Origin of the sequence: Nocardia sp. NPDC056100, assembly GCF_042266325.1 — a bacterium.
In the GTDB taxonomy this organism is placed as follows: Bacteria; Actinomycetota; Actinomycetes; order Mycobacteriales; family Mycobacteriaceae; genus Nocardia.
This window is the reverse complement of the sequence record NZ_JBHJVY010000004.1, coordinates 623,880-648,556: the sequence shown is the minus strand read 5'-3', so window position 1 is coordinate 648,556 and position 24,677 is coordinate 623,880. Positions and strand designations below refer to the sequence as shown.

Sequence of the window (24,677 nt, the reverse complement as noted above, 5' to 3'; positions counted from 1 at the left end):
GACCACGAGTGATCGTTAAAAGTTTCGGGGAGACGGATCCATGTGCGAGTATCTACACGCGCATGCCATAGCAAGCAGAGCGGCGTACCGTACGGTCCGCCGGGTTGCAATCCGCCGTAGTGTAATGGCAGCACCACTGATTTTGGTTCAGTTAGTTCAGGTTCGAGTCCTGGCGGCGGAGCTCGCGAACGGGGTCACTATGGTTGGCCCCGCACATCGCTGACGCAGCACAACTGTGGCCCAGCGCACCAAAGAACTCAGCACGATGACGCGCAGCCGAGGGAGATCCATGCCACAGCAGACCGCCGTCGTCGTTCTCGCCGCCGGAGCCGGAACCCGAATGCGGTCCAAGACCCCCAAGGTGTTGCACCCGATGGCCGGCCGCAGCATGCTCGCGCACGCGCTGCATGCGGCGAACGAGATCGACCCGACGTACCTCATCACCGTGATCGGCCATGACCGCGAACAGGTCGGCGACGCGGTGGGCAAAGTGGGGGCGGAGCTCGGCCGCCAGATCATCCTGGCGGTACAGGAAGAACAGCGCGGTACCGGACACGCCGTGCAGTGCGCACTCACCGCACTGCCCGACGATTTCACCGGTGACGTGCTGGTGACCTACGCGGATGTGCCACTGCTGGACGGGCACACCCTGCACGCGCTGCTCGACGAGCATCGCAGTTACACCGAGGGTTCGGCGGTCACGGTGCTGACCTTCGCGCCCGATGATCCGAACGGCTACGGCCGCATCGTCCGCGATGCGGACGGGCGACTGCTGGAGATCGTCGAACACGCCGACGCCACCCCGGCGCAGGCCGCCATCGGCGAGGTCAATTCCGGCGTATACGTTTTCGACGCCGCCGTACTGCGGGTGATGATCACCCGGATCGACACCGCCAACGCGCGCTACGAGCTGTACCTCACCGATGTGCTGAAACTCGCTCGCGAGGCCGGACATCCGGTGCACGGTGCGCGACTTCTGGACTCCGCCAAGGTAACCGGGGTCAATGACCGGGTGCAGCTGGCCGATGCCGCGCGCACGCTGAACCGGTACATCGTGGAACGGCATATGCGCGCCGGGGTCACCATCATCGATCCGGCCACCACCTGGATCGACGGCAGCGTGACCATCGGCCGGGACGCGGTCATCCGCCCGGGCGTACAACTGCTGGGCGACACCGTGATCGGGGAGGACGCCGAGATCGGACCGGACTCCACGCTGACGGACGTCCAGGTCGGCAATGGCGCGAAAGTGGTACGCGCACACGGCGAGAAGGCCACCATCGGGCCGGGCGCGACCGTCGGCCCGTTCACCTATCTGCGGCCCGGCAGCTCGATCGGCGAAGAGGGCAAGCTCGGCGCCTTCGTCGAAACCAAGAACGCCACCATCGGCGCGCACTCCAAGGTGCCGCACCTGACCTATGTCGGCGACGCCACCATCGGCGAGCACAGCAACATCGGCGCTTCCAGCGTCTTCGTCAACTACGACGGGGTTCGCAAACACCACACCGTGGTTGGGTCACACGTGCGGACGGGGAGTGACACGATGTTCGTCGCACCCATCACCGTGGGTGACGGCGCGTATTCGGCAGCAGGTACTGTACTGCGCAGAAGTGTTCCTCCGGGCGCACTGGCGGTGTCGGGTGGAGCGCAACGCAATATCGAGGGTTGGGTGCAGCGCAATCGCCCCGGCACCGAGGCCGCCAAGGCGGCCGAACTGGCCATCGCGGCCAACGATATATCCGACGAGCAAAAGGATGGCGAACGTCCGTGACCGCGTTCTCTACCGAAAACCACAAGAACCTGATGCTGTTCTCGGGACGCGCTCATCCAGAGCTCGCCGAGGCAGTGGCCAAGGAACTCAACGTCCATGTCACGCCGCAGACCGCGCGTGACTTCGCGAACGGCGAGACCTTCGTCCGGTTCGAGGAATCGGTGCGCGGCTCCGACGCGTTCGTACTGCAGAGCTTCCCGGCCCCGCTGAACCAGTGGGTCATGGAGCACCTCATCATGATCGACGCGCTCAAGCGCGGTTCGGCCAAGCGCATCACCTCGGTGCTGCCGTTCTACCCGTACGCCCGTCAGGACAAGAAGCACCGCGGTCGCGAGCCCATCTCGGCTCGCCTCATCGCGGATCTGCTCAAGACCGCGGGCGTGGATCGCATCATCACCGTCGATCTGCACACCGATCAGATCCAGGGCTTCTTCGACGGCCCGGTCGATCACATGCATGCGCAGGTGCAGCTGGCCGAGCACATTCGGAACAACTACGCGCTCGACAATATCGCCGTGGTCTCCCCGGACGCGGGCCGCGTGAAGGTCGCCGAGAAGTGGGCCAACTCGCTGTCCGACGCGCCGCTGGCGTTCATCCACAAGACCCGTGATCCGCTGGTGGCCAATCAGGTTGTGGCCAACCGCGTGGTCGGTGAGGTCGAGGGCCGCACCTGCATCCTGATCGACGACATGATCGACACCGGTGGCACCATCGCCGGCGCGGTCAAGGTGCTCAAGGAGGCCGGCGCGGGTGACGTCGTCATCGCCGCCACGCACGGCATCCTGAGCCATCCGGCCGCCGAACGGCTCGCGAACTGCGGGGCCAAGGAGGTCGTGGTCACCAATACGCTGCCCATCGACGAGGACAAGAAGTTCCCCACGCTGACTGTGCTGTCCATCGCACCGCTGCTGGCGCAGACCATTCGCGAGGTCTTCGAAAACGGTTCCGTAACAGGGCTTTTCAACGGCAACGCGTAGTCCGATAGTTCTTCCGCGACGCGCCCCCTCCCATCGGGAAGGGGCGCGTTCGGCATTTACGGGGTTTCATAGGTGACCCCTCCCGCTCCCGGCGGTAGCGTTGGACCGATATTCACGCGGTTGCTCGAGGTGCGCTGACGCGCGGAAAGGTGTGGTTCCGTATGGACGACCGGCGCAATGACGACGAGGATCAGCTCATCGACGAGGTACTCGACAAAGAGGACGTCGAAGACCTGGACTACGACATGGGCGATGACGATCAGGCCGACGAGGTTCGCGAATACGAGCGCTATATCGCCGACCCACCGGACGAACTCGTCATCCGCAACCGCGAGAACGATGACAACGGCCGGCTCGGTATCGAGGCCGAACTCGATCAGGAGTGGACCCGCCGCCGTCAGCGCGATGAGAACAAGTCCGAGGACGATCGGCCCGCCGAACTCGCCGCCATGGAAATCGTCGACGAACCGGACGATTAACGAACAGCTCCGCAGCGTGATACCCATGGAAAGCATTCACACCACCAGCGAGGAGGGTGCGAGATGAGCACGCCGCCGAACGAACCCCAATCCAACCCGGGCGACATGTTCAAGAAGGACTCCGACGCGAACGCGCCGGAAACCCCGGCCGCGGGTCAGCCGCAGGACGCGGGCACGGCGGGACAGTGGGGGGAACCGGCTTCCGGACAGCCCGCGGCCGGACAGTGGCAGAGCGATCCCGCCGCATCATCGCAGCCGGGGTACCCGCAACCCGGACAGTGGCAGGACCAGCAGACCACGCAGTACAACCCCGGCGCGGCCGGGCAGCAGCCGCAGCAGCCGGGTGGATATCCGGCGGGCGGGGTGTACAACTATCCGCCGATGGGCGGCCAGCCCCAGGGCGCGCCGCAGGGCGGGTATCCGTCGTATCCGCAGCAGCCGTACGGGCAGCCGGGACAGTCCGGGTATCAGCCGTTCCCGCAGCAGCCCTACGGCGCGCAGCCCTACGGTGTGCCGCAGCCGCGCGGGACGCAGATCTTCTCCATCATCGGATTCATCTGCGCCGGAATCGCTTTGCTGTTCTGCCCGCCGATCTTCGGCATCGCGGGCATCGTGCTCGGCGTCATCGGCAATAACAAGGGTGAACCGCTGGGCAAGTGGGCGGCCGTCGCGTCCGGTGTGACCCTGGTGCTCGGCGTGATCATCGGAATCGCCATCTACGGTTCGAGTCTGACCCGCTGACATATGACCGCGTTCACCGGATTTCCGCTCACCGGCCTCGACTTCTACGAGGATCTCGAGGCCGACAATTCCAAAGCGTTCTGGACGGCGAACAAGAAGGTGTGGGAGACCGCGGTGCGGGATCCCATGCAGGCCTTGCTCGCCGAGCTGGAACCGGATTTCGGCACGGCCAAATTCTTCCGGCCGTACCGGGACGTTCGATTCTCCAAGGACAAGTCGCCGTACAAGGATCATCAGGGCGCGACGGTGCACGCCACCTCCGGCGGCGGGTGGTACGTGCAGATCGGCGCGGCCGGGCTGTTCGTCGCCGCCGGGGTGTACGCGCCGTCCCCGAGTCAGCTCGCACAGCTGCGCGGCACCATCGACAACGAGGTGCGCGGAGCCGAGCTGGAGAACCTGCTCGCCGCATTGACCAAGGCGGGGTACACGATCGGCGGCGACAAACTCCGCACCAAGCCCAAGGGGTATGCGGCCGACCATCCGCGGATCGAGTTGCTGCGGCATAAATCGCTGGTCATCAGCAAGGATTTCGGCGCGCCCGCCTGGCTCGATACGCCGCGCGCGGCCAAGGAGATCCGCAAGTCGTGGGAAACCATGCGACCCGCGATGGAATGGCTTGCGGCCGTAACCGGTTGACAGTGAATGGCGGCGAGGCCCGAACCCTCGCCGCCTCCCTCAACTCGCGGTCCGGGGGCTAGCGCCGTTCGGCGAGCACCAGGGCGAAGCGGTCATCCGGATCCGTCCAGATGCGCTCGGTGGCGAAACCGGCTGCGGCCAGCTCACTTTCGAGGCCCTCGCGGCGGAATTTGGCCGAGATCTCGGTGCGGAGCTGCTCGCCCTTGGCGAATTCGACCGTCAGATCCAGATCTTCGATCCGGACGATGGCGGCTTCGGTTGCCTCCAAACGCATTTCGATCCACTCGTTGTCGGCGTCCCACAGCGCGACGTGCGCGAAGTGGTCCGGATCGAAGTTCGCGTGCAGGCGGCCGTTGAGCACATGCAGCACATTGCGATTGAATTCGGCGGTCACACCTGCCGCGTCATCGTAGGCGGGCACCAGGATGGCCGGATCGATGACCAGACCCGCGCCGAGCAGCAGTTGCTCACCGGGCTCCAGCACATCGTGCACGCCCGCGAGGAAGGCCGCGCGCTCGCTCGGCACCAGATTGCCGATGGTGCCACCCAGGAAGGCGATCATGCGGCGGCCGCCGCGCGGCAGATTGTCCAGCGTGGCGGTGAAATCGCTGACCACGCCGTGCACGCTCAGTCCGGGGAACTCCGCCGACACCTGATCGGCGGCGGCGCTCAGCGCGGACACCGACACATCCTGCGGCACATATGTTTTCAGCGGACCCTCGGCGGTGAGCGCCTCCAGCAGCAGCCGGGTCTTGGCCGCCGATCCCGCACCCAGCTCCACCAGCACCTCGGCCTGCGCCAGCTTCGCGATCTCGCCTACCACGCGCTCCAGCAGGGCCCGCTCGGTGCGGGTCGGGTAGTACTCCGGCAGTTCGGTGATCAGCTCGAACAGCTCACTGCCCCGCGCGTCATAGAACCACTTGGGCGGCAACCACTTCGGGTCGGCGGTCAGTCCCGCGCGCACGTCCGCCCGCAGGGCGGCGGTCAGATCCTCGTCGGTCAAATGGATGTCCAGCGCAGCCGCACTCATGAATCAGCCCTTCCGATCTCGATATTCAGGTCTTCCACCGACAGCCACCCCGGCCGCGCCACCACGAGTTGCCCATCCGCGATGGCTCGCCAGCGCGGATCCTCGTCGTACGCCTCCGAGGCGACCACCGTGAACTCATCCCCCGGCAGCACCGTCAGCGCGTGCCGCCATGTCGTCGCCCACACCGAATCACCGTCCCCCAGCAGCAGATTCAGCCGAGCGTTCGGCGACCGCTCCACCACGGCCTGGGTCACCGCCCGCAATGCCGCCTCCGGCCCCAGCCGCCCACCGTCCAGCAGACCGCGCAGGATCACCCACAGCACCGCCGAATCCGTGAGCGACTCGGCCTCCAGCAGTGAGGGCGAATCGAATTGCGCGGCAACGGCGGTCAGCGCCGCCCGCCAGTCCGGAATCGCCCCGTTATGGCTGAAAGCCCAGCGGCCGTGGGTGAATGGGGCACACGCCGCCTGCTCCACCGGCAGCCCCACCGTCGCCGAACGGACCGCGGCCAGCATCGCCGGTGAACGCAATTGCGGCAGCACCTCATCCACCGCCGGATCGGTCCAGATGGGCGCGGCATTGCGATAGCGGGTCGCCGTCGGCGCGCCCGTCGCGGCCTGCGGCGGGGCCGCGAGGTCCTGGCGGGTGCCGCCGTGCCAGATGACGCCCTCGGAATGGGTTGGGGGCGCGGGGGTCCACCAGGCGACGCCGAAACCGTCGGCGTTGATGGTGCCGCCGCCGCGCATATCGCGGGGCGCCCAGGATTGGGTGCGCAGCGAGTTGGGGCCTCGGGTGAGGAGTTCGCCTACCGCGGCGGGTGGGCCGAGATAGGCGAGGTGGCGGCACATCAGGCGTCCTCCGGGGTGAGGTCGCGGGCCAGGCGGAAACCGGAGAAGATCTGGCGGCGAATGGGGTGATCCCAGTTGCGGAAGGTGCCGCGCACGGCCACCTCGTCCGCGCCGAAGGAACCGCCGCGCAGCACGCGGTAGTCACCGCCGAAGAAGACGTCGGAGTACTCGGCGTAGGGGAAGGGACGGAAGCCCGGGTAGGGGGTGAAGCCGGACGAGGTCCACTCCCAGACGTCACCGATCAGCTGATGCACGCCCTGCGGGGAGACGCCCGCGGGATACGCGCCCGCGTCCGCCGGTTCCAGGTGGCGCTGACCGAGATTCGCGGTCTCCGGGGTGGGATCGGCATCGCCCCACGGATAGCGGCGGGAGCGGCCGGTGGCCGGATCGAAGCGCGCGGCCTTCTCCCATTCCGCTTCCGTCGGAAGGCGTTTGCCCGCCCAGGCGGCGTACGCCTCGGCCTCGAAATAGCAGACGTGCAGCACCGGCTGATGCGGGCGCAGCGGCTGCATGACGCCGAAAACCCTGCGCCACCAACGGCCGCCGCCGTCCCGCTCCCAGAACTGCGGTGACACCAAACCGGCCTCGACGCGATGCGCCCAACCGGCTTCGGACCACAGCTCCGGGCGGTCGTAGCCACCGTCGGCCATGAATTCCAGGTACTGCTCATTGGTGATCGGCGCGATATCGATGGCGAAACCCGGCACGTGCACGGGATGCGCGGGCCGTTCATTGTCCAGCGCCCACGGATCGGTATCGGTGCCCATGGTGAATTCGCCCGCGGCAATGACGACTTCACCGCGCGGCGGTGTCGCCACGGTCGGCGCGGCGGGTGCGCTCAGCACCGCTTCGCCCTGCCGCAGTTGATGTGTCGCGAGCATGGTCTCGTCATGCTGCTGCTCGTGCTGGGCGATCATCCCGAACGCGAAGCCGTTGTCGACCAGCGCCTCCCCGCGTAATGGGTTGCGCTCCAGCACATCCCACACCTTGCCGCGCACCTGCCCCACATATTCGCGGGCCTGCCCCGGATTCAGCAGCGGCAGCGACGGCCGATTCGCCCGAGCGTGTTTGAACGCGTCGTACAGCTCGTCGATATCGGACCGCACGGCTTCCCGCCCGCCGACATCCCGGACCAGCCACAGCTCTTCCTGATTGCCGATATGCGCGAGATCCCATACCAGCGGACTCATGATCCGCGAATGCTGCGCCACCAGCTCCGCCTCATCCAGGCAATCGGTCAATCCGGCGGTCCGCCCCCGAGCCCGCTCCAGCACCTGCGCGATCCGCTCCCGCAGCCGCTCCGTCTCGCCCCGATCAGTCCCCGGTAGCTGAATAGTCATGACAAAACTCCGAATTCGATTCGAGAATGGATAGCGCCCGCAGCGCATTCGGGCGGGCCCGCCGGAGAGCCCGGCCGGAACCGCGATTCGCGGTGCCGGTGTGTGGTCTGTGACAGGGCGCGGTCATGCGCCGGTTCCGGTGGGATCCGCTGTGGGCGCGTGTCCCAGGCGACATCGCTCCGCGGCGGCGGCCAATTCCGCCGCGGCGGCGGGTGTCGCGGCGTGTGCGGTGGCCAATTCGAGGAGAGCGACTGCCGTAGCGCGGATTTCGAGGTCGGCGAGGCCGTAGCGCGCGGCCTCGGACCACAGGTCAGCTGTCGAGGCCGCCAGTGCCGTGGCCTCCGCGACCACGGTGGGACTGGAGACCAGGGCGTCGATGGCGTGCACCGGGACGGTCCAGGTGTCGCCGGGTTGGGCGTCCAGATAGCGGACCTCCAGATGGCCGGAGGCGCGGACCTGGGGGAAGACGGTGGTCAGGTGGTAGTCGAGGTCGGTCTGGTCGGGGCGGCGGCCGATCTCCTCGTCGAGAGCGCCGCACAGCCAATCCGCGAAGGTCGCCCCCGGCGGGGCGGACCAATCGGCGGCAACGGGGTCGCCGCCGCCCGCGTTCACGGGGTTGGCGGCATCGTCCGGGTTCGTGGGCCGAATGCAGAGCAGGGGGACGTCCAGGGCCCAGCGGGCGTAGCCCGCGACCGGATCGGTCCAGTGGTGCACGGGTGGGCGGGTGCGGAGGTGGTCGAGGCGGAGCCAGGTGCGCATGCGCTGGGAGGCCCAGGCGCCGGGCGGGGCTCCGCTCAGGGTCGGGGAGCAGGCGAAGGCGGCCAGCAGGGCCGGGCCGATGGCGTAGAGGGCCGTCACGCGGGCGGTGATATCGGCGGGGTCCGCACCCGCGTCGACGCTCACCTGGGTGGCGGCGGTATTGCACATCATGAGTGCGCCGAAGGGGCCGATACCGGCGAAGGTGCGCTCCATGGCGCGATAGCGCGGGAGCTGGAGCAGGCGTTGCGGATCGCGAGCCGGATCGGCGGAGGCGGAGAAGGTGTGGATGCCATGGGAGGCGAGGAGTTCTCGTAGGCGGACCGTATCGGTGCGCAGGCGCTCACACAGTTCGGCGGCGGTGCCGAACGGGGCACTGGAGAGTTCGATCTGACCACCGGGTTCGATGGTGACCCGGCTGCCTCCCGGCAGCGGATGGGCCGGGGAATCTGGCGAAATGGACTGCGGCGCATAGGGCCCCAGTGCGTCTGCGATCGCAGTCAATCGCGGGCGCGGGGCCGACGCCGAGGGCTCCCCCTGAGCGGTGAGCCATTCCAATTCGGCGCCGATGAGCGCGGGTGGCCCCTGCTTGAAACAGACCTTTCCGACATACGCCTCGGCTGCGGCACGGGTGGAGAACGCGCTCCCGGGCGCCTGCGCAACCCGTCCCGTCTGCACGTCGGCGTCCTGCGCCGCGTGCCCGGCAACTCGCGGCAAATCGGAGAGGGACGCAGAAACAGCCATGTCGACCTCCACTCGATCAAACCAACCCTGCCCGGCATGCCGGGCGATCAATCCAGAGTAGCGATGAACACCGACAACAAAACTTACGAAATGAGGAACACACCAACCGATATGGTCGATTCATGGTGAACATTGCCCGGTTGCGCGCCGATACACCCGGTTGCGAAGGCCAGATTTTTCTCGACAGCGCGGGCTCATCACTGCCGCCGCAGGTGGTCGTGGACACCCAGATCGCACATCTGCGCCGCGAGGCGGAGATCGGTGGCTATCGCGCCGCCACCGAACGCCTGGACGATCTGCACGGCGTCAAGACCGCGATCGGGCAGCTCATCAATGCCCCCGCCGCGGCCATCGCGCTCAGCGACAGCGCCAGCCGGTCCTGGAGCGACTTCTTCTACTCGGTCCCGCTGCGGCCCGGCGACCGCATTCTCATCTCCGGCGCGGACTACGCCAGCAATGCCATCGCCGCCCTGCAACGCGCACGGCAGAGCGGGGCCGCGGTGGAGACCATCCCGAGCGACGGCAATGGGCAGATCGATCTCGCGGCGCTGGAAACCATGGTGGACGAACGGGTGAAACTGGTTTCGCTGGTTCATGTTCCGACCAATGGCGGCCTGGCGAATCCGGTCGCCGAGGCCGCGCGCATCGCCCGCCGCGCCGGTGCGCTGGTCCTGCTGGACGCCTGCCAATCGGCGGGCCAGCTACCCCTGGATGTGGCCGAACTCGATGTGGACGCGCTGTCCGCCACCGGGCGCAAATGGCTGCGCGGCCCGCGCGGGACCGGGTTCCTGTACGTGCGCCCCGAACTCGCCACCACCATGGAACCCACCCGGCTGGATCTGCACAGCGCCGAATGGACCGGTCCGGACAAGTACACCCTCGCCGCCGACGCGAGCCGCTTCGAATTCTGGGAGTGCGATATCGCGGCCCGGCTGGGATTGGGCGCGGCGGTCCGATACCTGCTCGACCAGGGCCCGGCCGAGATCTACGCGGCCATCGCCGAGCGCGCGGAACTCCTGCGGGCGGCCCTGCGCGAGCTCCCCCGGGTGACCGTGCGCGATCAGGGGCTCCGGCACGCGGGCATCGTGTCGTTCACCGTGGACGGGCTCGCACCGGTGCAGGTGCGCGATCGGCTGGCTCCCGAGCGCATCACGGTGACCGTGAGCCACCGTTCCTCCACCCTGCTCGATATGACCGCCCGCGATCTCGATTCGGTGGTGCGCGCCTCCCCGCACGCCTTCGTGAGTTTCGAGGACCTCGACCGCTTCGTGGCGGCGGTCGCCGCGCTGGAGTGAGTCGTCGATCTTGTTGCGAAGCTTGTGCGCGCTGGCAACTATTCCGAAACTGTTAACAGGACAGGGGTTCCGGCGGGATAGTTGAGGTGAGTCCGGCCAGCGTTTGAGGAGTCGATCGTGAGCCGCTTCACCGAGGAAATGTATGCCACCGCGGACACCTCCACACATGGACTGGTGACCGGGGAACCGGAGGCCCCGCTGCGGCAGTCGTGGGGCGAGATCCACCGCATCGCAAGACAAATGGCCGGCGGGCTCGCCGCCGCGGGCATCGGGCACGGTGACGCCGTGGGCGTGCTCGCGGGCATGCCCGTCGATATCGCCCCTGCCTGCCAGGCGGTTTGGATGCGCGGGGCCTCGATCACCATGCTGCATCAGCCGACTCCGCGCACCGATCTGATGGTGTGGGCACAGGACACCGAAACCGTGCTCGGCATGATCGAGGCCCGCGCGGTGATCCTGGGCGCACCGTTCGAGGCCGCGGCTCCGCTGCTGGCCGAGCGCGGCATCACGGTGGTGACCATCGACGAGATGCGCGCGGGCGAGCCGATCGATCCGCTGCCGACGGGTGAGAACGATATCGCCTTACAGCAGTTGACATCCGGCTCCACCGGCTCGCCGAAGGCGGTGCGGATCACGCACGGCAACTTCTTCGTGAACGCCTACGCCATGTTCGATCGGGTGAAATTCCAGCTCGACGACGATGTGATGATCAGCTGGCTGCCGCTGTTCCACGATATGGGCATGGTCGGATTCCTCAGCGTGCCAATGCAGTTCGGCGCCGAGGTGGTGTGCGTGACACCGCTGGACTTCCTGGTGCGGCCAATCCTGTGGGCCGAACTGATCTCGAAGTATCGCGGAACGGTCACCGCCGCACCGAATTTCGCGTATTCCCTGCTGGCACGCAGACTTCGCAACGCCGAGGACGGCGCGTTCGATCTGAGCAGTGTCCGATATATGTGGAATGGCGCGGAACCCGTGGACGCCGACACCATGGACACCCTCGCCGCAGCGGGAAAACGCTTCGGGCTCAACCCGATGGCGCTCACCCCGGTCTACGGAATGGCCGAAACCACCCTCGCGGTATCGATTCCGGATCCCGGCCTCGGGCAGGTGCTCGATGTCGTCGACGCCGATCTGCTGGAGGCGATCGGCAAGGCGGTGCCGGTGCGCGATCCCGAACACCATCACGGCGCGGTGCGCCGCCTGCCCACGCTCGGCTATCTGGTCGACAACCTGGAGGGCCGGGTCGTCGACGCCGACCGGCAGCCGCTGCCGACGCGCAGCGTCGGCGTGATCGAATTGCGCGGTCCCGCCGTCACTTCCGGCTACGTCACCACCGAGGGCTTCCGCCCCGCCCAGGACGCCGACGGCTGGCTGGACACCGGCGATATCGGCTACATCACCGAGAACGGCCTGGTAGTGGTGTGCGGCCGCATCAAGGACGTCATCATCATGGGCGGGCGCAATATCTTCCCCACCGATATCGAACGGGCGGCCCTGCGCATCAAGGGAGTTCGCCCCGGCAATGCGGTGGCGGTACGCCTGGACGCGGGCCAGAAGCGCGAGAGTTTCGCGGTCGTGGTGGAGAGCAACGACTTTCAGAATCCCGGCGAGGTCAAACGCATCGAACACGATATCGTGCACGCGGTCTTCTCCGAGGTGGGCGTGCGCCCGCGCAGCGTCACCATCCTCGGCCCGGGCGCGCTCCCGAAGACCTCCTCCGGCAAGCTGCGCCGTTCGGCCACCACCGCCCAACTCGGCTGACAAAAGCGAACACCCCCGTCCGGAATCCGGACGGGGGTGCGAAAGTCTTTACAGCTCAGTGCAACTGGTTCTGCGCGGGCTCCAGGCCCACGCGCAGCAGTAGCTCCACCGCGTCGGCGGCCTGCTCCACGATCACCGGCACCTCCTTGCGCTCGGGAGCCGAGAACGGCTTGAGCACATAGTCGGCGGGATCCTGGCGGCCGGGCGGACGCCCGATACCGAACCGGACCCGCAGGTAATCCTTGGTGGTCAGCGCCTGCGACATGGAGCGCAGGCCATTGTGCCCGCCCTCGCCGCCGCCCTGCTTCAACCGGATCACGCCGAACGGCAGATCGAGTTCATCGTGGATGGCGATCACCTCGGTGGCGGGCACCGAGAAGAATTTCGCCAGCGCCGCGACCGGGCGACCGGACAGGTTCATATAGCTGCGCGGTTTGGCGATCAGCACCTTGCGCCCGTCCAGGCGCGCCTCGAGCAGGTCCGCGCCGGACTTCTTGTGCACGGTGAAACGGCCGCCGACGCGCTCCGCGAGCACATCGGCGACCATGAATCCGACATTGTGCCGGGTGCGCTCGTATTCGGAACCGGGATTACCCAGTCCGACCACGAGCGCGGGCCCGGCCGTCGCCTCGGTCACGAGAACCCTTGTGGGGCAGTATTACTCGGCGGCGGAGTCGCCGGCGGCGGCAGCCTCGGCGGCCTCTTCGGTCTCCTGCGCGGAGGCCGGGGCGGCGATGATGTTGACGATCAGCGCGTCGGCGTCGCCGGCCAGGGTGACGCCCTCGGGCAGGGTGATATCGCCCGCGTTGATCTGGGTGCCGGCCTCGACGCCCTCGATGGAGACGTCGATGGCGTCGGGCAGGCTCATGACGTCGGCCTCGATGGAGAGCACGGTGACATCGGAGGTGACCAGGGTGCCGGAGGCGGCCTCGCCGACCAGGTTCACGTGCACATCGGCGACGACGCGCTCACCGCGACGGATGACCAGCAGGTCGGCGTGCTCGATGTAACGACGGATCGGGTGCACGACCACGGACTTGGTCAGCGCCAGGTGCTTCTTGCCCGCGATGTCCAGGTTCAGCACGGCGTTGGTGCCGTGCTCACGCAGGATGGCGGCGAATTCACGCGCGTTCACGGCGAGGTGCTGCGGCTCGGTGTTGTGGCCGTACAGCACGGCGGGCACATTGCCGTCGCGGCGGGTACGACGCGCGGCACCCTTGCCGAACTCGGTGCGTACAGTGGCTTCGAGAAGGTTGGCGTCGGACATGACTGTCTACTCCTACGGGCTCGTCCGGGCTGATGTCAGCGTGCTGGCCAGGGGATATTGCCGCCCTGGCGCGATGTTGGTCTATTCGTCGGGCGAAGACCAACAGGGACGGCCGGAAGCCGAGCCCGTCGATCACGGTGGACATTTTTGGGGTGTCGCACCCTCGCCGAGACAACCTGAAGACTTTAACACGCGGTGATAGATGCTCCGCACCACCCCCACCTCCGCGAGGTAAGGTGTCGCCCTTCGACTACGCGGCCTCGGCCCGATCCTTGAATGTGGCTGCGTAGCAATCGACATAGGGGCGACCCGAACGGCGCACCAGATCCGCCATCAGTTCATCGGTGGCCTGCCGCACGCCATTGCGATCGGCGGGGACGAAGTAGCGCGGGCGGCCGATGGAGATGCGCACCTTGGCCGGGCGCAGGAAGCGGCGATTGCGCGGATTGACCCGATCGGTGCCGGACAGCACCACGGGGACCACGGGCGCGCCGGTCTGCATGGCGACCCGGATGACGCCGGTGCGGCCGCGATAGATGCGGCCGTCGGGTGAGCGAGTGCCCTCCGGGTGGATGCCCCAGATGCCGCCCGCTTCCAGAATTCGCACGGCCGCGGCGAGGGAATCGCCCCCGGCCTGCCCGCCGGTGCGATCGACGGGGACCTGTCCGGTGGCCTTCATGACCCAGCGGTTCACCCGGCCGCGGAAGCCGCCGGTGGTGAAGTACTCCTGCTTCGCGATGAAGGTGACCGGGCGGTTCAGCACCAGGCACAGGTAGAGCGAATCCACCACGGCCAGATGGTTGGCGGCGATGATCACCGGGCCGTCAGCCGGAACATGGTGCAGCCCTTCGACTTCCGGCCTGCCCATCAGCCTGAGCAGGGGTCCGACGAACACATGTTTCAACAGCCAGTACCACACGAGAACCTCCCCGGAAGCCAGATGCGTAGACATCGTCTACGCGGTCGTAATCAGGTCTACACCATGCGAGTAGACAGTGTCTACGATGAATCGCACACAGAACTTGGGAGGATGTGCGGCATGAGTGTGGTTGAGCCGCTGCGGGAACGGCTGGTGAGCGCCGGGGTCGAGATGCTCGAGGAGGTCGGTGCGGGACAGCTCGGCCTGCGCGCCATCGCCCGCGAAGCGGGGGTGTCGCACGGTGCACCGCGCCGCTGGTTCCCCACCCACAACGCGCTGCTGGCCGCCATCGCCGCGCGCGGTTATGCCGACCTCGGCGCGAGACTCGAAGCGATACAGGCGGATACGCCGCTATCCCCCGCCGCTCCGGCCTCCGCGCCCCGCGATCGACTCGAACGCACCGCACTCGCCTACATGGAATTCGCCGCGCGCCGCCCCGAGATGTTCACCCTCATGTTCCGCCACGACCTGCTGGAGGGCGCGGGCGAGAACCTGCGCGTGAACGTCACGCTCCCGCTCTTCCGCCGCTGGCGCGAACTCGTCGCCTCGAACATCCCAGCGGCCGAACCCGGCGCAACCCCCCTCGACGCCGCCGAGATCGCACTGAGCCTGTGGACCAGCCTGCACGGCATCGCCACCGTGGTCGCCAACCGCAGCATCGAAGCCATCGCGCCCGGCGCGGATCCGGCCCGCCTGGTCGCCAACGCCATCACCCGCCATCTCGGCTGACGGGCCTCGTCGCGTACCCTGGTTCGGTTGCCTCGTCTGCGAAGGAGTCCCCCGTGAGTTCCCCGACTGCCAGCGCGACCACCGCACCCAGTTCCGGGCGGTTGGCCGACGAGGTGGCCCGGCGGCGCACCTTCGCGGTGATCTCCCATCCGGACGCCGGTAAGTCGACGCTCACCGAAGCGCTGGCGCTGCACGCGAAGGTCATCTCCGAGGCCGGCGCCATCCACGGCAAGGCGGGGCGCAAGTCCACCGTCTCCGACTGGATGGAAATGGAGAAGGCGCGCGGTATCTCCGTCAGCTCCACGGCGCTGCAGTTCGAATACGGCGACTGCGTGATCAACCTCGTCGATACGCCCGGTCACTCCGACTTCTCCGAGGACACCTACCGCGTGCTCACCGCGGTCGACGCGGCGGTCATGCTCATCGACGCGGCCAAGGGCCTGGAACCGCAGACGCTCAAGCTCTTTCAGGTGGCGCGCGATCGCGGCATCCCCGTCATCACCGTCATCAACAAGTGGGACCGGCCGGGCCAGGCGCCGCTGGAACTGCTCGACGAGATCATCGATCGCATCGGACTCACCCCCACCCCGCTGTTCCTGCCCGTCGGCATCGCCGGTGATTTCCGCGGCCTGCTGCGCCGCGGCGCGGAAGGCGCACCCGCCGAATACATCCACTTCACCCGCACCGCGGGCGGCGCGACCATCGCGCCCGAGGAGCATCTGACACCCGAACAGGCCGCCGAACGCGAGGGCGAGGCCTGGATCACCGCCGTCGAGGAGAGCGAACTGCTGTCCGCCGCCGGACAGGACCACGATCAGGAACTGTTCCTGGCCGGGCACACCTCACCGGTCATCTACGGCTCCGCCATGCTGAATTTCGGTGTGCGCCAACTGCTCGAGACGCTCATCGAACTCGCGCCCGCGCCGCGCGCCCGCATCGACATCAATGATCGGCCGCGCGAGACCGGCGATCCGTTCAGCGCTGTCATCTTCAAGGTGCAGGCCGGTATGGATACCGCGCACCGCGACCGCCTCGCCTTCATGCGCATCGTGTCCGGCGAATTCGAGCGCGGCATGGTGGTGACGCACGCGCAGACCGGCCGCCCGTTCGCCACCAAGTACGCGCTCACCATTTTCGGCCGCGAGCGCACCACCGTCGACACCGCGTACCCGGGTGATGTGGTGGGTCTGGTCAACGCGACCGCGCTGGCTCCGGGGCACACGCTGTTCGCGGACAAGAAGGTGCAGTTCCCGCCGATCCCGTCGTTCGCGCCGGAGCACTTCGCCACCCTGCGCGCGCAGAGCGCGGGCAAGTACAAGCAGTTCCGCAAGGCCATCGACCAGCTCGACTCCGAGGGCGTGGTTCAGGTGCTGCGCAACGATATTCGCGGTGACGCCTCCCCCGTGCTGGCCGCCGTCGGCCCGATGCAGTTCGAGGTCGTGACCGCGCGCATGCTCGGCGAGTACAACGTCGAGACCAATCTCGACTCGCTGCCGTATCAGCTGGCCCGCCGCACCGATGCCGAATCGGCGGTCGAACTCGGCCGCCAGCGCGGCGTGGAAGTGTTCACCCGCACCGACGGTGTGATGCTCGCGCTCTTCGGTGACAAGTGGAAGCTGGCCTACGTCCAGAAGGAACACCCGAATCTGACGCTCGAACCGCTGGTCGCGACCGCCGACTGAGCATTCGCTCGTCGGCCGGAATGACGGGAGTCAGCCCATGGTCCCCGTCGCGTCGGGCGGGGCCGGATCGGTGCGCGGGGTATCGGCCGGATCGCGGGCGATCAGACCCCAGCGGCTGGAGGTCAGGCGCAGGCTCGGCAGGTCCGAGAGGGACATGACCACTTCGTAGGTGCGCTCGTAACCGGTGTGCGCGATGCGCCAGTTGCCGTCATCGCATTTCACGTACTGGTCGGAGTAGAAGGCCGCGCCGCGCAGCAGCATATTGTGGCCCGGGATCAGGACCGTATCGGCGAGGTACCAGGTGCCGACCGCCTTATCGCCGGTGACATCGATTTCCGGGTGGTCGCAGCGGTGTTCGGTGATGACGTGCGGGCCGAGCGTATTGCGCATGAACGCCAGGAACGCGTCCCGGGATTCGAACTGTAGGTACTCGCTGTAGGTGGCGGTCGCCTCCGGGATCATGGTGTCGGCGAACTCCTCCCACGACTTGGTGTCGAGGGCACGCAGATACCGGAACTTCAACCGGCTGATCGCGGCGACCGCATCGGAATCCATAACACCCACAATCCCATCAGAGGTGCGGGATACTCGAAATTTAGCGCACATTAGTACCGTATCGCTATCAACGCGGCACTCTCGCACCCCGGTTCGCACCGGGGTTCGAGTCGAGTCAGTGCGCGATGCTGAAGCAGGTGGTGCAGAAGTCCTCGCCGAACTCGGTCAGCCGCAGGCTCTTTCGGACGATCTTGGGCACGCGGCCCGCCTTCTTCAGCGCGGACTCCACCACCGGCTGCACTTCGAGCACCATGTAGCGCGAGAGCACCACCGGATCATCGGAGGTGGTGGTCAGGCCCAGCCGGTTCAGGTTGATCAGGTAGTGCCGGGCGCGATCGGGATAGCGGACGCCCGCCTGTTCGGGCACCGAGGTCAGATCGCCCTGCACCAGCTCCGAACCGATGCCGAGCGGCCGGTTGGTGCGCACATCCACGGTCGGCTGCGGGCCGTTCAAGGCCATGAAGCGCAGGATGCGCGCCTCATCGGGCGCGAGCTGATCGAGGATCCGGTCGTAGGCCGGATGCACGTCCTCGGTGAAGTAGACATCGGCCGACCGCGCGAGCAGCGCGTCACCGCGGCGGCGCAGTTCCTCGCTGGTGGCCGAGCGCAACAGCGCGCCCGCACCGATGGCGTGCTGATTCGGCCCGTTCACGGGAGTCGGTACGTAACTGACGATTTCGCGCACCGAACCCTCGGTGACGCCCAGCGCGCTGCGCGCGATGGAACGCAGTGCCGCACCGGTGCGCTCGGCGATATCCGCCGAGGATTCGCCGTCCAGGGCCGCCTGCGTCAATTGTTTGGTGATATCGAAGCCGGTGCCGACCGCCCACTGGCTACCGCGCGCCGCGGTGCCGACGGCGAGTCCGGCCGCGCGGAAGACCCCGCGGATCATCCGGGCCTCATTGCTGATCTGGCGCTGCTCGACGTCCGAGCTGCGTTCCACGGCACGGGGACCCGGACGGACCACCTCGCCTGCACCCCCCTGCGACTGCGAGGTCCTGTCGTCTGTCACGTCCATCTCCGAATATTGCCAGGTGAACTAGATCGTCCACAGATTATGCCGCTAGACCCACCCGCAGTCCCCGCCATTCTCGCGGTGAAGTCGAAACAGTGGAACACCGGGGTGGAACACTGTGACCGAGATCTCCGACCCAGACACTGCGTCACTGGACTCACTTCCTGAATCCACAGTAAGGTCCGAGACGCCGATGGGGTTGATGCCGGCGGCGGGTACCGGTGTGGGTCGGCAGGAGGGTGACGTTGCTAGAGAGTGTCTTCGGAGTACACCCGACAATTTTGCTGGAATTGATCACGATTCCATTGTTCACCGGCGTCATCGGATACATCACCAACTGGACCGGCGTGCTCATGCTGTTCAAACCGGTGAGCTTCCACGGATTCCGCATGCCGGGGCTGGCGGCGCTGTTTCCCTTCCTGCCCAAGCGGATTCAGGTGCTGCCGCTGCTGCAGTACGACGGGCGGATGGGCTGGCAGGGGATCGTTCCGTCGCGCGCGGACAAGATGGCGAGCATTGCCGTCGACAAAGGGCTGGCGAAACTCGGAAACGTCGCGGACTTCTATCGCGAACTCGAACCCGACAAGCTCGCGGAACACCTGACTGAAATAGCAGAACTCCAGATTCGTGACATCGTGGAAGACATTCTGCGGCGTGAACATCCACAACTCTGGTATAACCTGCCCAATGGCGTCCGCGAGATGGTGCACAACCGGGTAGCCGAACAGCTCCCGACAATTCTGCGCGAACTCACCGATGAACTCGGCAACAACATCGATCAACTGCTCGACGTCAAGCAGATGGTCATTCGCTACTTCCAGGCGCGACCGCAGTTGCTCAACAGCCTGTTCCAGGTGCTCGGGGCCAAAGAACTGCGATTCATGCAGAACTTCGGCTTCTACTTCGGCGCGCCCATGGGTCTGCTGCTGGTCGGCATCCTGCACTGGACCGGATGGTCGGCGCTGGCGGTGCTGCCGCTCGGCGGCATCGTGATCGGCTGGGTGGTCAACTGGGTCGGCATCAATATGATCTTCGCCCCCGCCTACCCGAAGTGGTGGTGCCCGTGGCGGCAGGGGCTGCTGGTCAAGCGGCAGCCCGAGATCACCGAGGGCTACGCCGATATGGTGGCCAGCCAGATCATGACCGTCGCCAATATCGGCGACGAACTGCTCAACGGGCCGCGCTCGGACCGCACCATGCAGATGCTGGCGGACACCCTCAAACCCGCCGCCGATCAGGCGCTCGGCCCGGCGCGCGGGGCGGTGAAGTTCTTCCTGGGCAATCGCGAATACGACTCGCTGCAGGACAGTTTCACCGCCGAGTCCATGAAGATCGCCCCGATCGCCTTCGCGGACCCGGCGTTCAACGTGCAGCAGGGCAAGCAGGTGCAGGAGTACATCGCCAAACAAATGTCGGCGCTGCCGCCGCCGGAGTTCGTGGACATGCTCCGTTCGGCCATCAAACAAGATGAATGGCTCTTGTTTGTCCATGGCGGTGTGCTGGGGCTGCTGGCCGGTTACGCTCACCTCCTGATCTTCGGAACAGGAGTTGCTACCTCATGGATATGACCGAAACCGACTCGGGCGAAGGGGATCCCGCCGATACCTCCACCACGCTGGTGGTGCGGCCCACCGCGCCGCTGCCGGTTCCGGTGACGGCCACCGCCTCGGCCGGGCCGGTACGCGCCGCCGGAGGCGTGGTGCGCGTGGCGGTTTCGGCCGCCGTCGAGGCCGGGGTGTGGGGCTTGAGCACCGCGCTCGGTGTCACCTCGGTGGTGCTGCGCGGCAGTATGGCCGGGCAGGCGCCGCGCGACATACTCTCCGATGCCGGTGCGCAGGTGCGGCATTCGGTGCGCCAAGCCCTCGGCGTGCCCGCACCGGAAGCGGTCGAGGTGGCCTCCGCCGAACCCTGCTCCCCCACCGTGCTCCGCGCGCGCGGAGCCGAATTGCTCCGCCGCTCAGCCGAATTCCACGATGACGATGACGCGCAACGGCATCCGGCGTACGCGCGGATTCTGGGCGAGCTCGCGCCCGATGAGGCGCGCGTCATCCGGTACCTCTACCTGGACGGCCCGCAGCCGCTGCTCGCGGTGCGCACCGGGCGCAATTCCGGTGGCGGCGAATTCAATCTGCTCGGCGAGGACGCCGGACTGCGCTACCCGAACCGGGTCGAGGAGTATCTCGTCAACCTGGATCGGCTCGGCCTGGTCGATGTGACGCGCGAGCCGCTCGGCAATCCGAACCGCTATCAGCTGTTGGAAGCGCAGCCGGAGGTGCGGCGGCTGCTCAAGCGCGCGGGCTTCGGCACCAAGGTCCTGTACCGCACCATCGAACTCACCTCGTTCGGCGCCGGATTCGTCCGCACCTGCCTGCCGGTCCCGGCACTGGATCAGGCCGCGCCCCTCGAACAACACGGCTGATATCGGCCGAACGAAAAGCCCGTGTCCCTGTCGGACACGGGCTTTCGATTGTTCGGGGCTGCCGGATCAGATGTCGGCGAGTTCCAGCCAGCGCTCCTCGGCCGCTTCCTTCTCCGTCTGCACCTGCTTCAGTTCGGTGCCCAGGGCGATGAGCTTGTCCGGGGTGGTGGCCGCATCCGCCAGGGCGGCATGCAGTTTCGACTCCCGCTCATCGAGCTTCTGGATGGAGCGCTCCAGCTTGGACAGTTCCTTGCGGGCGGCGCGGTGCGCGGCCGCATCGGTGGTGGTGGTCGCGCCGGTGCTCGTATTCGCCGCCGCCGCACCGGATTTCGCGGCCACCATGGCGGACCGCTTCTTCAGGTATTCGGTGATGCCGCCGGGCAGGTTGGTGAGCTTGCCGTCGCCGAACAGCGCCCAGGTGGTGTCGCAGATGCGCTCGACCAGGTACCGGTCGTGCGAGATGACGACCATGGTGCCCGCCCAATTGTCGAGCAGGTCTTCCAACTGCTGGAGGGTGTCGATATCCAGGTCGTTGGTGGGCTCGTCCAACAGCAGTACGTTGGGTTCGCTCATCAGGATTCGGGTCAGCTGCAGGCGACGGCGTTCACCACCGGACAGATCACCGACGGGGGTGCGCTGTTTGGCGGGGGTGAAACCGAGGCGTTCGGCCAGTTGTCCGGCGCTGATCTCCTTATCGCCCAGCATGGTTCGCATGGCGACATCCTGAACCGCTTCCAGCACACGCATATCCAGGGGCAGATCGTCGAGTTCCTGGCGCAGCCAGCCGATCTTGATGGTCTTGCCCTCGATGCGCTTACCGGCCTGCAATTCCGTATCGCCGGCGAGCGCGCGCAAGAGCGTGGTCTTGCCCGAACCGTTCACCCCGACCAGGCCGACGCGCTCACCCGGGGCCAGCCGCCAGGTCAGATCCCCGACCAATTCGCGGCCGTCGGGGGTGGCCAGGGTGGCGTCCTCGAGCTCGATCACCACGCGGCCCAGGCGTTTACGCGCGAACGAGGCCAATTCCACCTTGTCGCGGGGCGCGGGCACATTGGCGATCAACGCCTCCGCGGCCTCGATCCGATAGCGCGGCTTGGAGGTACGCGCGGGCGCACCGCGCCGCAACCAGGCCAGCTCCTTGCGCGCCAGGTTCTGGCGGCGCTGCTCGCTGGCATCGGCCTGCCGGGAACGCTCGGCGCGCGCGAAGATCCAGTCGTTGTAACCGCCCTCGTAGGTTTCCACCTTGCCGCCCTGTACCTCCCAGGTGCGGGTGGCGACGGTATCCAGGAACCAGCGATCGTGGGTCACGACCACCAGCGCACTGCGGCGGGACAGCAGATGTTCGGCCAGCCACTGCACGCCCTCGACATCGAGGTGGTTGGTGGGCTCGTCCAGCACCAGCAGGTCCAGATCGCGCACCAGCGCGGCGGCCAGCGCGGTACGCCGGCGCTCACCACCGGAGAGGTTGGCCACCAGCGAATCCATGCCGAGGTCGGCGATGCCGATGCCCTCGACCACATTGCGAATACGGTGGTTGGAGGCCCATTCGTGTTCGGCCACACCGTCGGTCATCTGATCCTCGGCGAGCCCCGCCAGCACCACCTCACCGACGGTCGCGCCATCGGGCAGCACCCCGCGCTGTGTGACCACGGCCATGCGCAAACCGCCGACCCGACTGACCCGGCCGCTGTCCGGCTCTTCGAGCCCGGTCAGCACCTCCAACAGTGTCGTCTTACCGCCACCATTGAGACCCACGACCCCGATCCGCTCCCCCTCCTGCACACCGAGGGAGATGTTCTCGAGCAGTGGTGCAACACCGAAACTCTTGTTGACCTGTTCCAGGTTGATCAGGTTGGCCATGAATCCTTCTGTCGCGTCGACGGGCGCAAACGGTATTTGCCCCTCGTCCAGCCTACCGAGGGTGCGAATCGGGGCCGGAGCCGCGCGTGGGTCAGCGCTTGGAGTCGACGGCTCCGGAGACGATGCGCGCGCCCGGAACCGGGCCGTGGGCGGTGCGGACGCTACGGGAGACGCCCGCGCCGGAGAGTTCGGCGGCGACCGCTATCGCGGCTTCCTCGGATTCGCAGAGGAAGGCACAGGTGGGGCCGGAGCCGGAGACGATGCCCGCGAGCGCACCAGCGGTGACGCCCGCGCGCAGGGTGCGGCGGAGTTCCGGCTTCAGGGACAGGGCGGCGATTTGCAGATCGTTGCCGAGCAGCGGTGCGAGCTGATGCGGATCGCCGGAGGCCAGGGCTTGCAGCAGGGCTTCGGGGCTGCCCAGGCGCGGCGGGTCGCCGATATCGCGGAGGCGGTCGAGTTCGTGAAAGACCGCCGGGGTGGACAGGCCGCCCTTGGCGAGGGCGAGCACCCAGTGGAAGGTGTTGCGGCACAGCACCGGGAGCAGTTCCTCGCCGCGTCCGCGGCCCAGGGCGGTCTGGCCGTGCAGGGCGAAGGGGACGTCACTGCCGAGTTCGGCTGCGATATCGGACAATTCGACGCGGGTGAGGCCGAGTTCCCACAGTTCGTTCAGCCCGAGCAGGGCGGCGGCGGCATCGGCGCTGCCGCCCGCCATACCGCCCGCCACCGGAATGCCCTTGGCGATGGCGAATTCCACCAGCGGTGCGCGCCCGCCCAGATGTGCGAGCCGGACCGCGGCCTGCCACACCAGATTTCCGCGATCGGTGGGCACCTCATCGGCGCCCTCACCGGTGACCTGCACGGTGAGGGCGGCCGCGGGGGCGATCTCCAGATCGTCGCTCAGCGAGAGCGCCTGGAAAACGGTGGTGAGGTCGTGGTATCCGTCCTCGCGAAGATCACCCACCCCGAGGTGCAGGTTCACCTTCGAGGGCGCGCGCACGACGACGGGGCTGGGCACAACAGACAGCACGCGCACAGCCTAGTTGCAGTTACCTACAGGAGTGCGCCACCCGTGGCGTCGATCCACTGACCGGTAACCCAACGGGAGGCGTCGGAGGCGAGAAAACCTACGATATCGGCGACGTCGCCGGGCTGGCCGACCCGGTTCAGCGGGGAGCGGGCGGCGGTATCGGCCTGCCCCTCGGGGGTACGCAGCCAACTGGCGTTCATATCGGTGTCGATGGCTCCGGGAGCCACCGCGTTGACCGTAATGCCGCGCGGCCCAAGCTCTTTGGCGAGGATGCTGGTCAGCGCGTCGATGGCGGCCTTGGTCATGGTGTAGGCGAGCAGCTGCGGTTGATACGCGCCGCGGGTGAGACCGGTCGAGACGCTGACGATGCGGCCGTTGTCACGCAGGCGTTCGATCCCGAGTTTCGTCACGAAGAACGGGGATTTGGTGTTGATCGCGAATACGCGGTCGAACGATTCCTCATCGGTGCCGCCGATGGGTTCGCGGATGCCGTCGGTCCCGGCGTTGTTGACCAGGATGTCGAGCCCGTCGGCGTGTGCGTCGAAGGCGGTCCACAGGGCTTCGGCATCACCGGGTACGCCGAGCCGGGCCTGAATGGCGAAGGCCGAACCGCCCGCGGCCTCGATGGCGGCGACGGTCTCCTTGGCGGCGGCGGTATCGCGGTTGTAGTGCACCGCGACCCGTGCGCCGTCGTGCGCCAGACGCAGCGCGATGGCGCGTCCGATGCCGCGGCCGCTGCCGGTGACCAGTGCTGTCTTGCCTGCGAGTGCGCTCATGAGCGGTGCTCCCTTTATCTAGCGATCGTTACAGAAAGGGACCGTAG

At 67.2% G+C, this 24,677-nt stretch carries 23 protein-coding genes and 1 tRNA gene; 12 read left to right on the top strand and 12 right to left on the bottom strand.

From position 1 onward, the window contains the following. The first annotated feature begins 110 nt into the window (after positions 1–110). From ACFC0O_RS33390 to ACFC0O_RS33365, 6 genes are all read left to right on the top strand, one after another. Positions 111–181 (top strand) — tRNA-Gln (locus ACFC0O_RS33390). Positions 182–289: 108 nt separating this feature from the next. After that, positions 290–1,771: a bifunctional UDP-N-acetylglucosamine diphosphorylase/glucosamine-1-phosphate N-acetyltransferase GlmU gene (gene glmU / locus ACFC0O_RS33385; protein WP_364642004.1), complete on the top strand. Its 1,482-nt coding sequence runs from the start codon at positions 290–292 to the stop codon at positions 1,769–1,771. Beyond that, positions 1,768–2,748 carry a ribose-phosphate diphosphokinase gene (locus ACFC0O_RS33380; protein ID WP_067570015.1) on the top strand — a complete coding sequence of 327 codons (981 nt, stop codon included), beginning with the start codon at positions 1,768–1,770 and terminating at the stop codon, positions 2,746–2,748. The genes glmU and ACFC0O_RS33380 overlap by 4 nt, the downstream gene beginning before the upstream one ends. A gap of 161 nt (positions 2,749–2,909) precedes the next feature. After that, positions 2,910–3,227 (top strand): hypothetical protein, encoded by a 318-nt coding sequence (locus tag ACFC0O_RS33375; protein ID WP_364642007.1) that lies wholly within the window; start codon positions 2,910–2,912, stop codon positions 3,225–3,227. 63 nt (positions 3,228–3,290) lie between these two features. Then, a complete protein-coding gene (locus tag ACFC0O_RS33370; protein WP_375965044.1) occupies positions 3,291–3,968 on the top strand; it encodes a hypothetical protein in 678 nt (225 codons plus the stop codon). A 3-nt stretch (positions 3,969–3,971) separates the two neighbouring features. Beyond that, positions 3,972–4,604, top strand: a complete 633-nt coding sequence (locus ACFC0O_RS33365; protein ID WP_375965041.1) for a DUF2461 domain-containing protein — start codon at positions 3,972–3,974, stop codon at positions 4,602–4,604. 58 nt (positions 4,605–4,662) lie between these two features. Here the strand turns inward: ACFC0O_RS33365 and egtD are convergent, their stop codons facing one another. From egtD to egtA, 4 genes are all read right to left on the bottom strand, one after another. Beyond that, positions 4,663–5,634 carry an L-histidine N(alpha)-methyltransferase gene (gene egtD, locus ACFC0O_RS33360; RefSeq protein WP_375965038.1) on the bottom strand — a complete coding sequence of 324 codons (972 nt, stop codon included), beginning with the start codon at positions 5,632–5,634 and terminating at the stop codon, positions 4,663–4,665. After that, the gene (locus ACFC0O_RS33355) at positions 5,631–6,482 is read right to left on the bottom strand and encodes an ergothioneine biosynthesis protein EgtC (protein ID WP_375965035.1); all 852 of its coding nucleotides are present in this window, start codon (positions 6,480–6,482) and stop codon (positions 5,631–5,633) included. Before ACFC0O_RS33355 ends, egtD begins: the two co-directional genes overlap by 4 nt. Beyond that, positions 6,482–7,822: an ergothioneine biosynthesis protein EgtB gene (gene egtB / locus ACFC0O_RS33350; RefSeq protein ID WP_375965032.1), complete on the bottom strand. Its 1,341-nt coding sequence runs from the start codon at positions 7,820–7,822 to the stop codon at positions 6,482–6,484. Before egtB ends, ACFC0O_RS33355 begins: the two co-directional genes overlap by 1 nt. 123 nt (positions 7,823–7,945) lie before the next feature. After that, complete coding sequence (gene egtA, locus ACFC0O_RS33345; RefSeq protein WP_375966395.1) at positions 7,946–9,256, bottom strand: ergothioneine biosynthesis glutamate--cysteine ligase EgtA; 1,311 nt, start codon at positions 9,254–9,256, stop codon at positions 7,946–7,948. Positions 9,257–9,444: 188 nt separating this feature from the next. Here egtA and ACFC0O_RS33340 point away from each other — a divergent pair, with 188 nt between their 5' ends. Together ACFC0O_RS33340 and ACFC0O_RS33335 are read left to right on the top strand one after the other, a co-directional pair. Continuing rightward, positions 9,445–10,617: an aminotransferase class V-fold PLP-dependent enzyme gene (locus tag ACFC0O_RS33340; protein ID WP_375965029.1), complete on the top strand. Its 1,173-nt coding sequence runs from the start codon at positions 9,445–9,447 to the stop codon at positions 10,615–10,617. Between the two features lie 117 nt (positions 10,618–10,734). Beyond that, on the top strand, positions 10,735–12,381 hold the full coding sequence (locus tag ACFC0O_RS33335; protein WP_375965026.1) for a fatty acyl-AMP ligase: 1,647 nt from the start codon (positions 10,735–10,737) through the stop codon (positions 12,379–12,381). A 55-nt stretch (positions 12,382–12,436) separates the two neighbouring features. Here the strand turns inward: ACFC0O_RS33335 and pth are convergent, their stop codons facing one another. From pth to ACFC0O_RS33320, 3 genes are all read right to left on the bottom strand, one after another. Next, the gene (gene pth, locus ACFC0O_RS33330) at positions 12,437–13,018 is read right to left on the bottom strand and encodes an aminoacyl-tRNA hydrolase (RefSeq protein ID WP_375965024.1); all 582 of its coding nucleotides are present in this window, start codon (positions 13,016–13,018) and stop codon (positions 12,437–12,439) included. Positions 13,019–13,039: 21 nt separating this feature from the next. Further along, complete coding sequence (locus ACFC0O_RS33325; RefSeq protein WP_364642036.1) at positions 13,040–13,648, bottom strand: 50S ribosomal protein L25/general stress protein Ctc; 609 nt, start codon at positions 13,646–13,648, stop codon at positions 13,040–13,042. A 250-nt stretch (positions 13,649–13,898) separates the two neighbouring features. Next, positions 13,899–14,567 carry a lysophospholipid acyltransferase family protein gene (locus tag ACFC0O_RS33320; RefSeq protein WP_375965021.1) on the bottom strand — a complete coding sequence of 223 codons (669 nt, stop codon included), beginning with the start codon at positions 14,565–14,567 and terminating at the stop codon, positions 13,899–13,901. A 120-nt stretch (positions 14,568–14,687) separates the two neighbouring features. Between ACFC0O_RS33320 and ACFC0O_RS33315 the strand changes: the two genes are divergently transcribed. Together ACFC0O_RS33315 and ACFC0O_RS33310 are read left to right on the top strand one after the other, a co-directional pair. Continuing rightward, positions 14,688–15,296, top strand: a complete 609-nt coding sequence (locus ACFC0O_RS33315; protein ID WP_375965018.1) for a TetR/AcrR family transcriptional regulator — start codon at positions 14,688–14,690, stop codon at positions 15,294–15,296. 53 nt (positions 15,297–15,349) lie between these two features. Then, complete coding sequence (locus ACFC0O_RS33310) at positions 15,350–16,978, top strand: peptide chain release factor 3 (protein ID WP_375965015.1); 1,629 nt, start codon at positions 15,350–15,352, stop codon at positions 16,976–16,978. A gap of 30 nt (positions 16,979–17,008) precedes the next feature. On the opposite strand, the gene ACFC0O_RS33305 is transcribed toward ACFC0O_RS33310, so the two are convergent. Together ACFC0O_RS33305 and ACFC0O_RS33300 are read right to left on the bottom strand one after the other, a co-directional pair. Further along, the gene (locus ACFC0O_RS33305; RefSeq protein WP_364642045.1) at positions 17,009–17,533 is read right to left on the bottom strand and encodes a nuclear transport factor 2 family protein; all 525 of its coding nucleotides are present in this window, start codon (positions 17,531–17,533) and stop codon (positions 17,009–17,011) included. A 115-nt stretch (positions 17,534–17,648) separates the two neighbouring features. Then, positions 17,649–18,476, bottom strand: a complete 828-nt coding sequence (locus ACFC0O_RS33300; RefSeq protein ID WP_375965013.1) for a DUF4393 domain-containing protein — start codon at positions 18,474–18,476, stop codon at positions 17,649–17,651. Positions 18,477–18,838: 362 nt separating this feature from the next. Here ACFC0O_RS33300 and ACFC0O_RS33295 point away from each other — a divergent pair, with 362 nt between their 5' ends. Beyond that, positions 18,839–20,116 carry a hypothetical protein gene (locus tag ACFC0O_RS33295; protein WP_375965011.1) on the top strand — a complete coding sequence of 426 codons (1,278 nt, stop codon included), beginning with the start codon at positions 18,839–18,841 and terminating at the stop codon, positions 20,114–20,116. After that, positions 20,107–20,967, top strand: a complete 861-nt coding sequence (locus ACFC0O_RS33290; RefSeq protein ID WP_375965009.1) for an Abi-alpha family protein — start codon at positions 20,107–20,109, stop codon at positions 20,965–20,967. Before ACFC0O_RS33295 ends, ACFC0O_RS33290 begins: the two co-directional genes overlap by 10 nt. A 66-nt stretch (positions 20,968–21,033) precedes the next feature. Here the strand turns inward: ACFC0O_RS33290 and ACFC0O_RS33285 are convergent, their stop codons facing one another. From ACFC0O_RS33285 to ACFC0O_RS33275, 3 genes are all read right to left on the bottom strand, one after another. Beyond that, entirely contained in the window at positions 21,034–22,827 is a 1,794-nt protein-coding gene (locus ACFC0O_RS33285; protein WP_375965006.1) for an ABC-F family ATP-binding cassette domain-containing protein, read from the bottom strand. A gap of 91 nt (positions 22,828–22,918) precedes the next feature. Beyond that, positions 22,919–23,854 carry a 4-(cytidine 5'-diphospho)-2-C-methyl-D-erythritol kinase gene (locus ACFC0O_RS33280; RefSeq protein ID WP_375965003.1) on the bottom strand — a complete coding sequence of 312 codons (936 nt, stop codon included), beginning with the start codon at positions 23,852–23,854 and terminating at the stop codon, positions 22,919–22,921. Between the two features lie 23 nt (positions 23,855–23,877). Then, positions 23,878–24,630, bottom strand: a complete 753-nt coding sequence (locus ACFC0O_RS33275) for an SDR family oxidoreductase (protein WP_375965000.1) — start codon at positions 24,628–24,630, stop codon at positions 23,878–23,880. Positions 24,631–24,677: the final 47 nt, after the last annotated feature.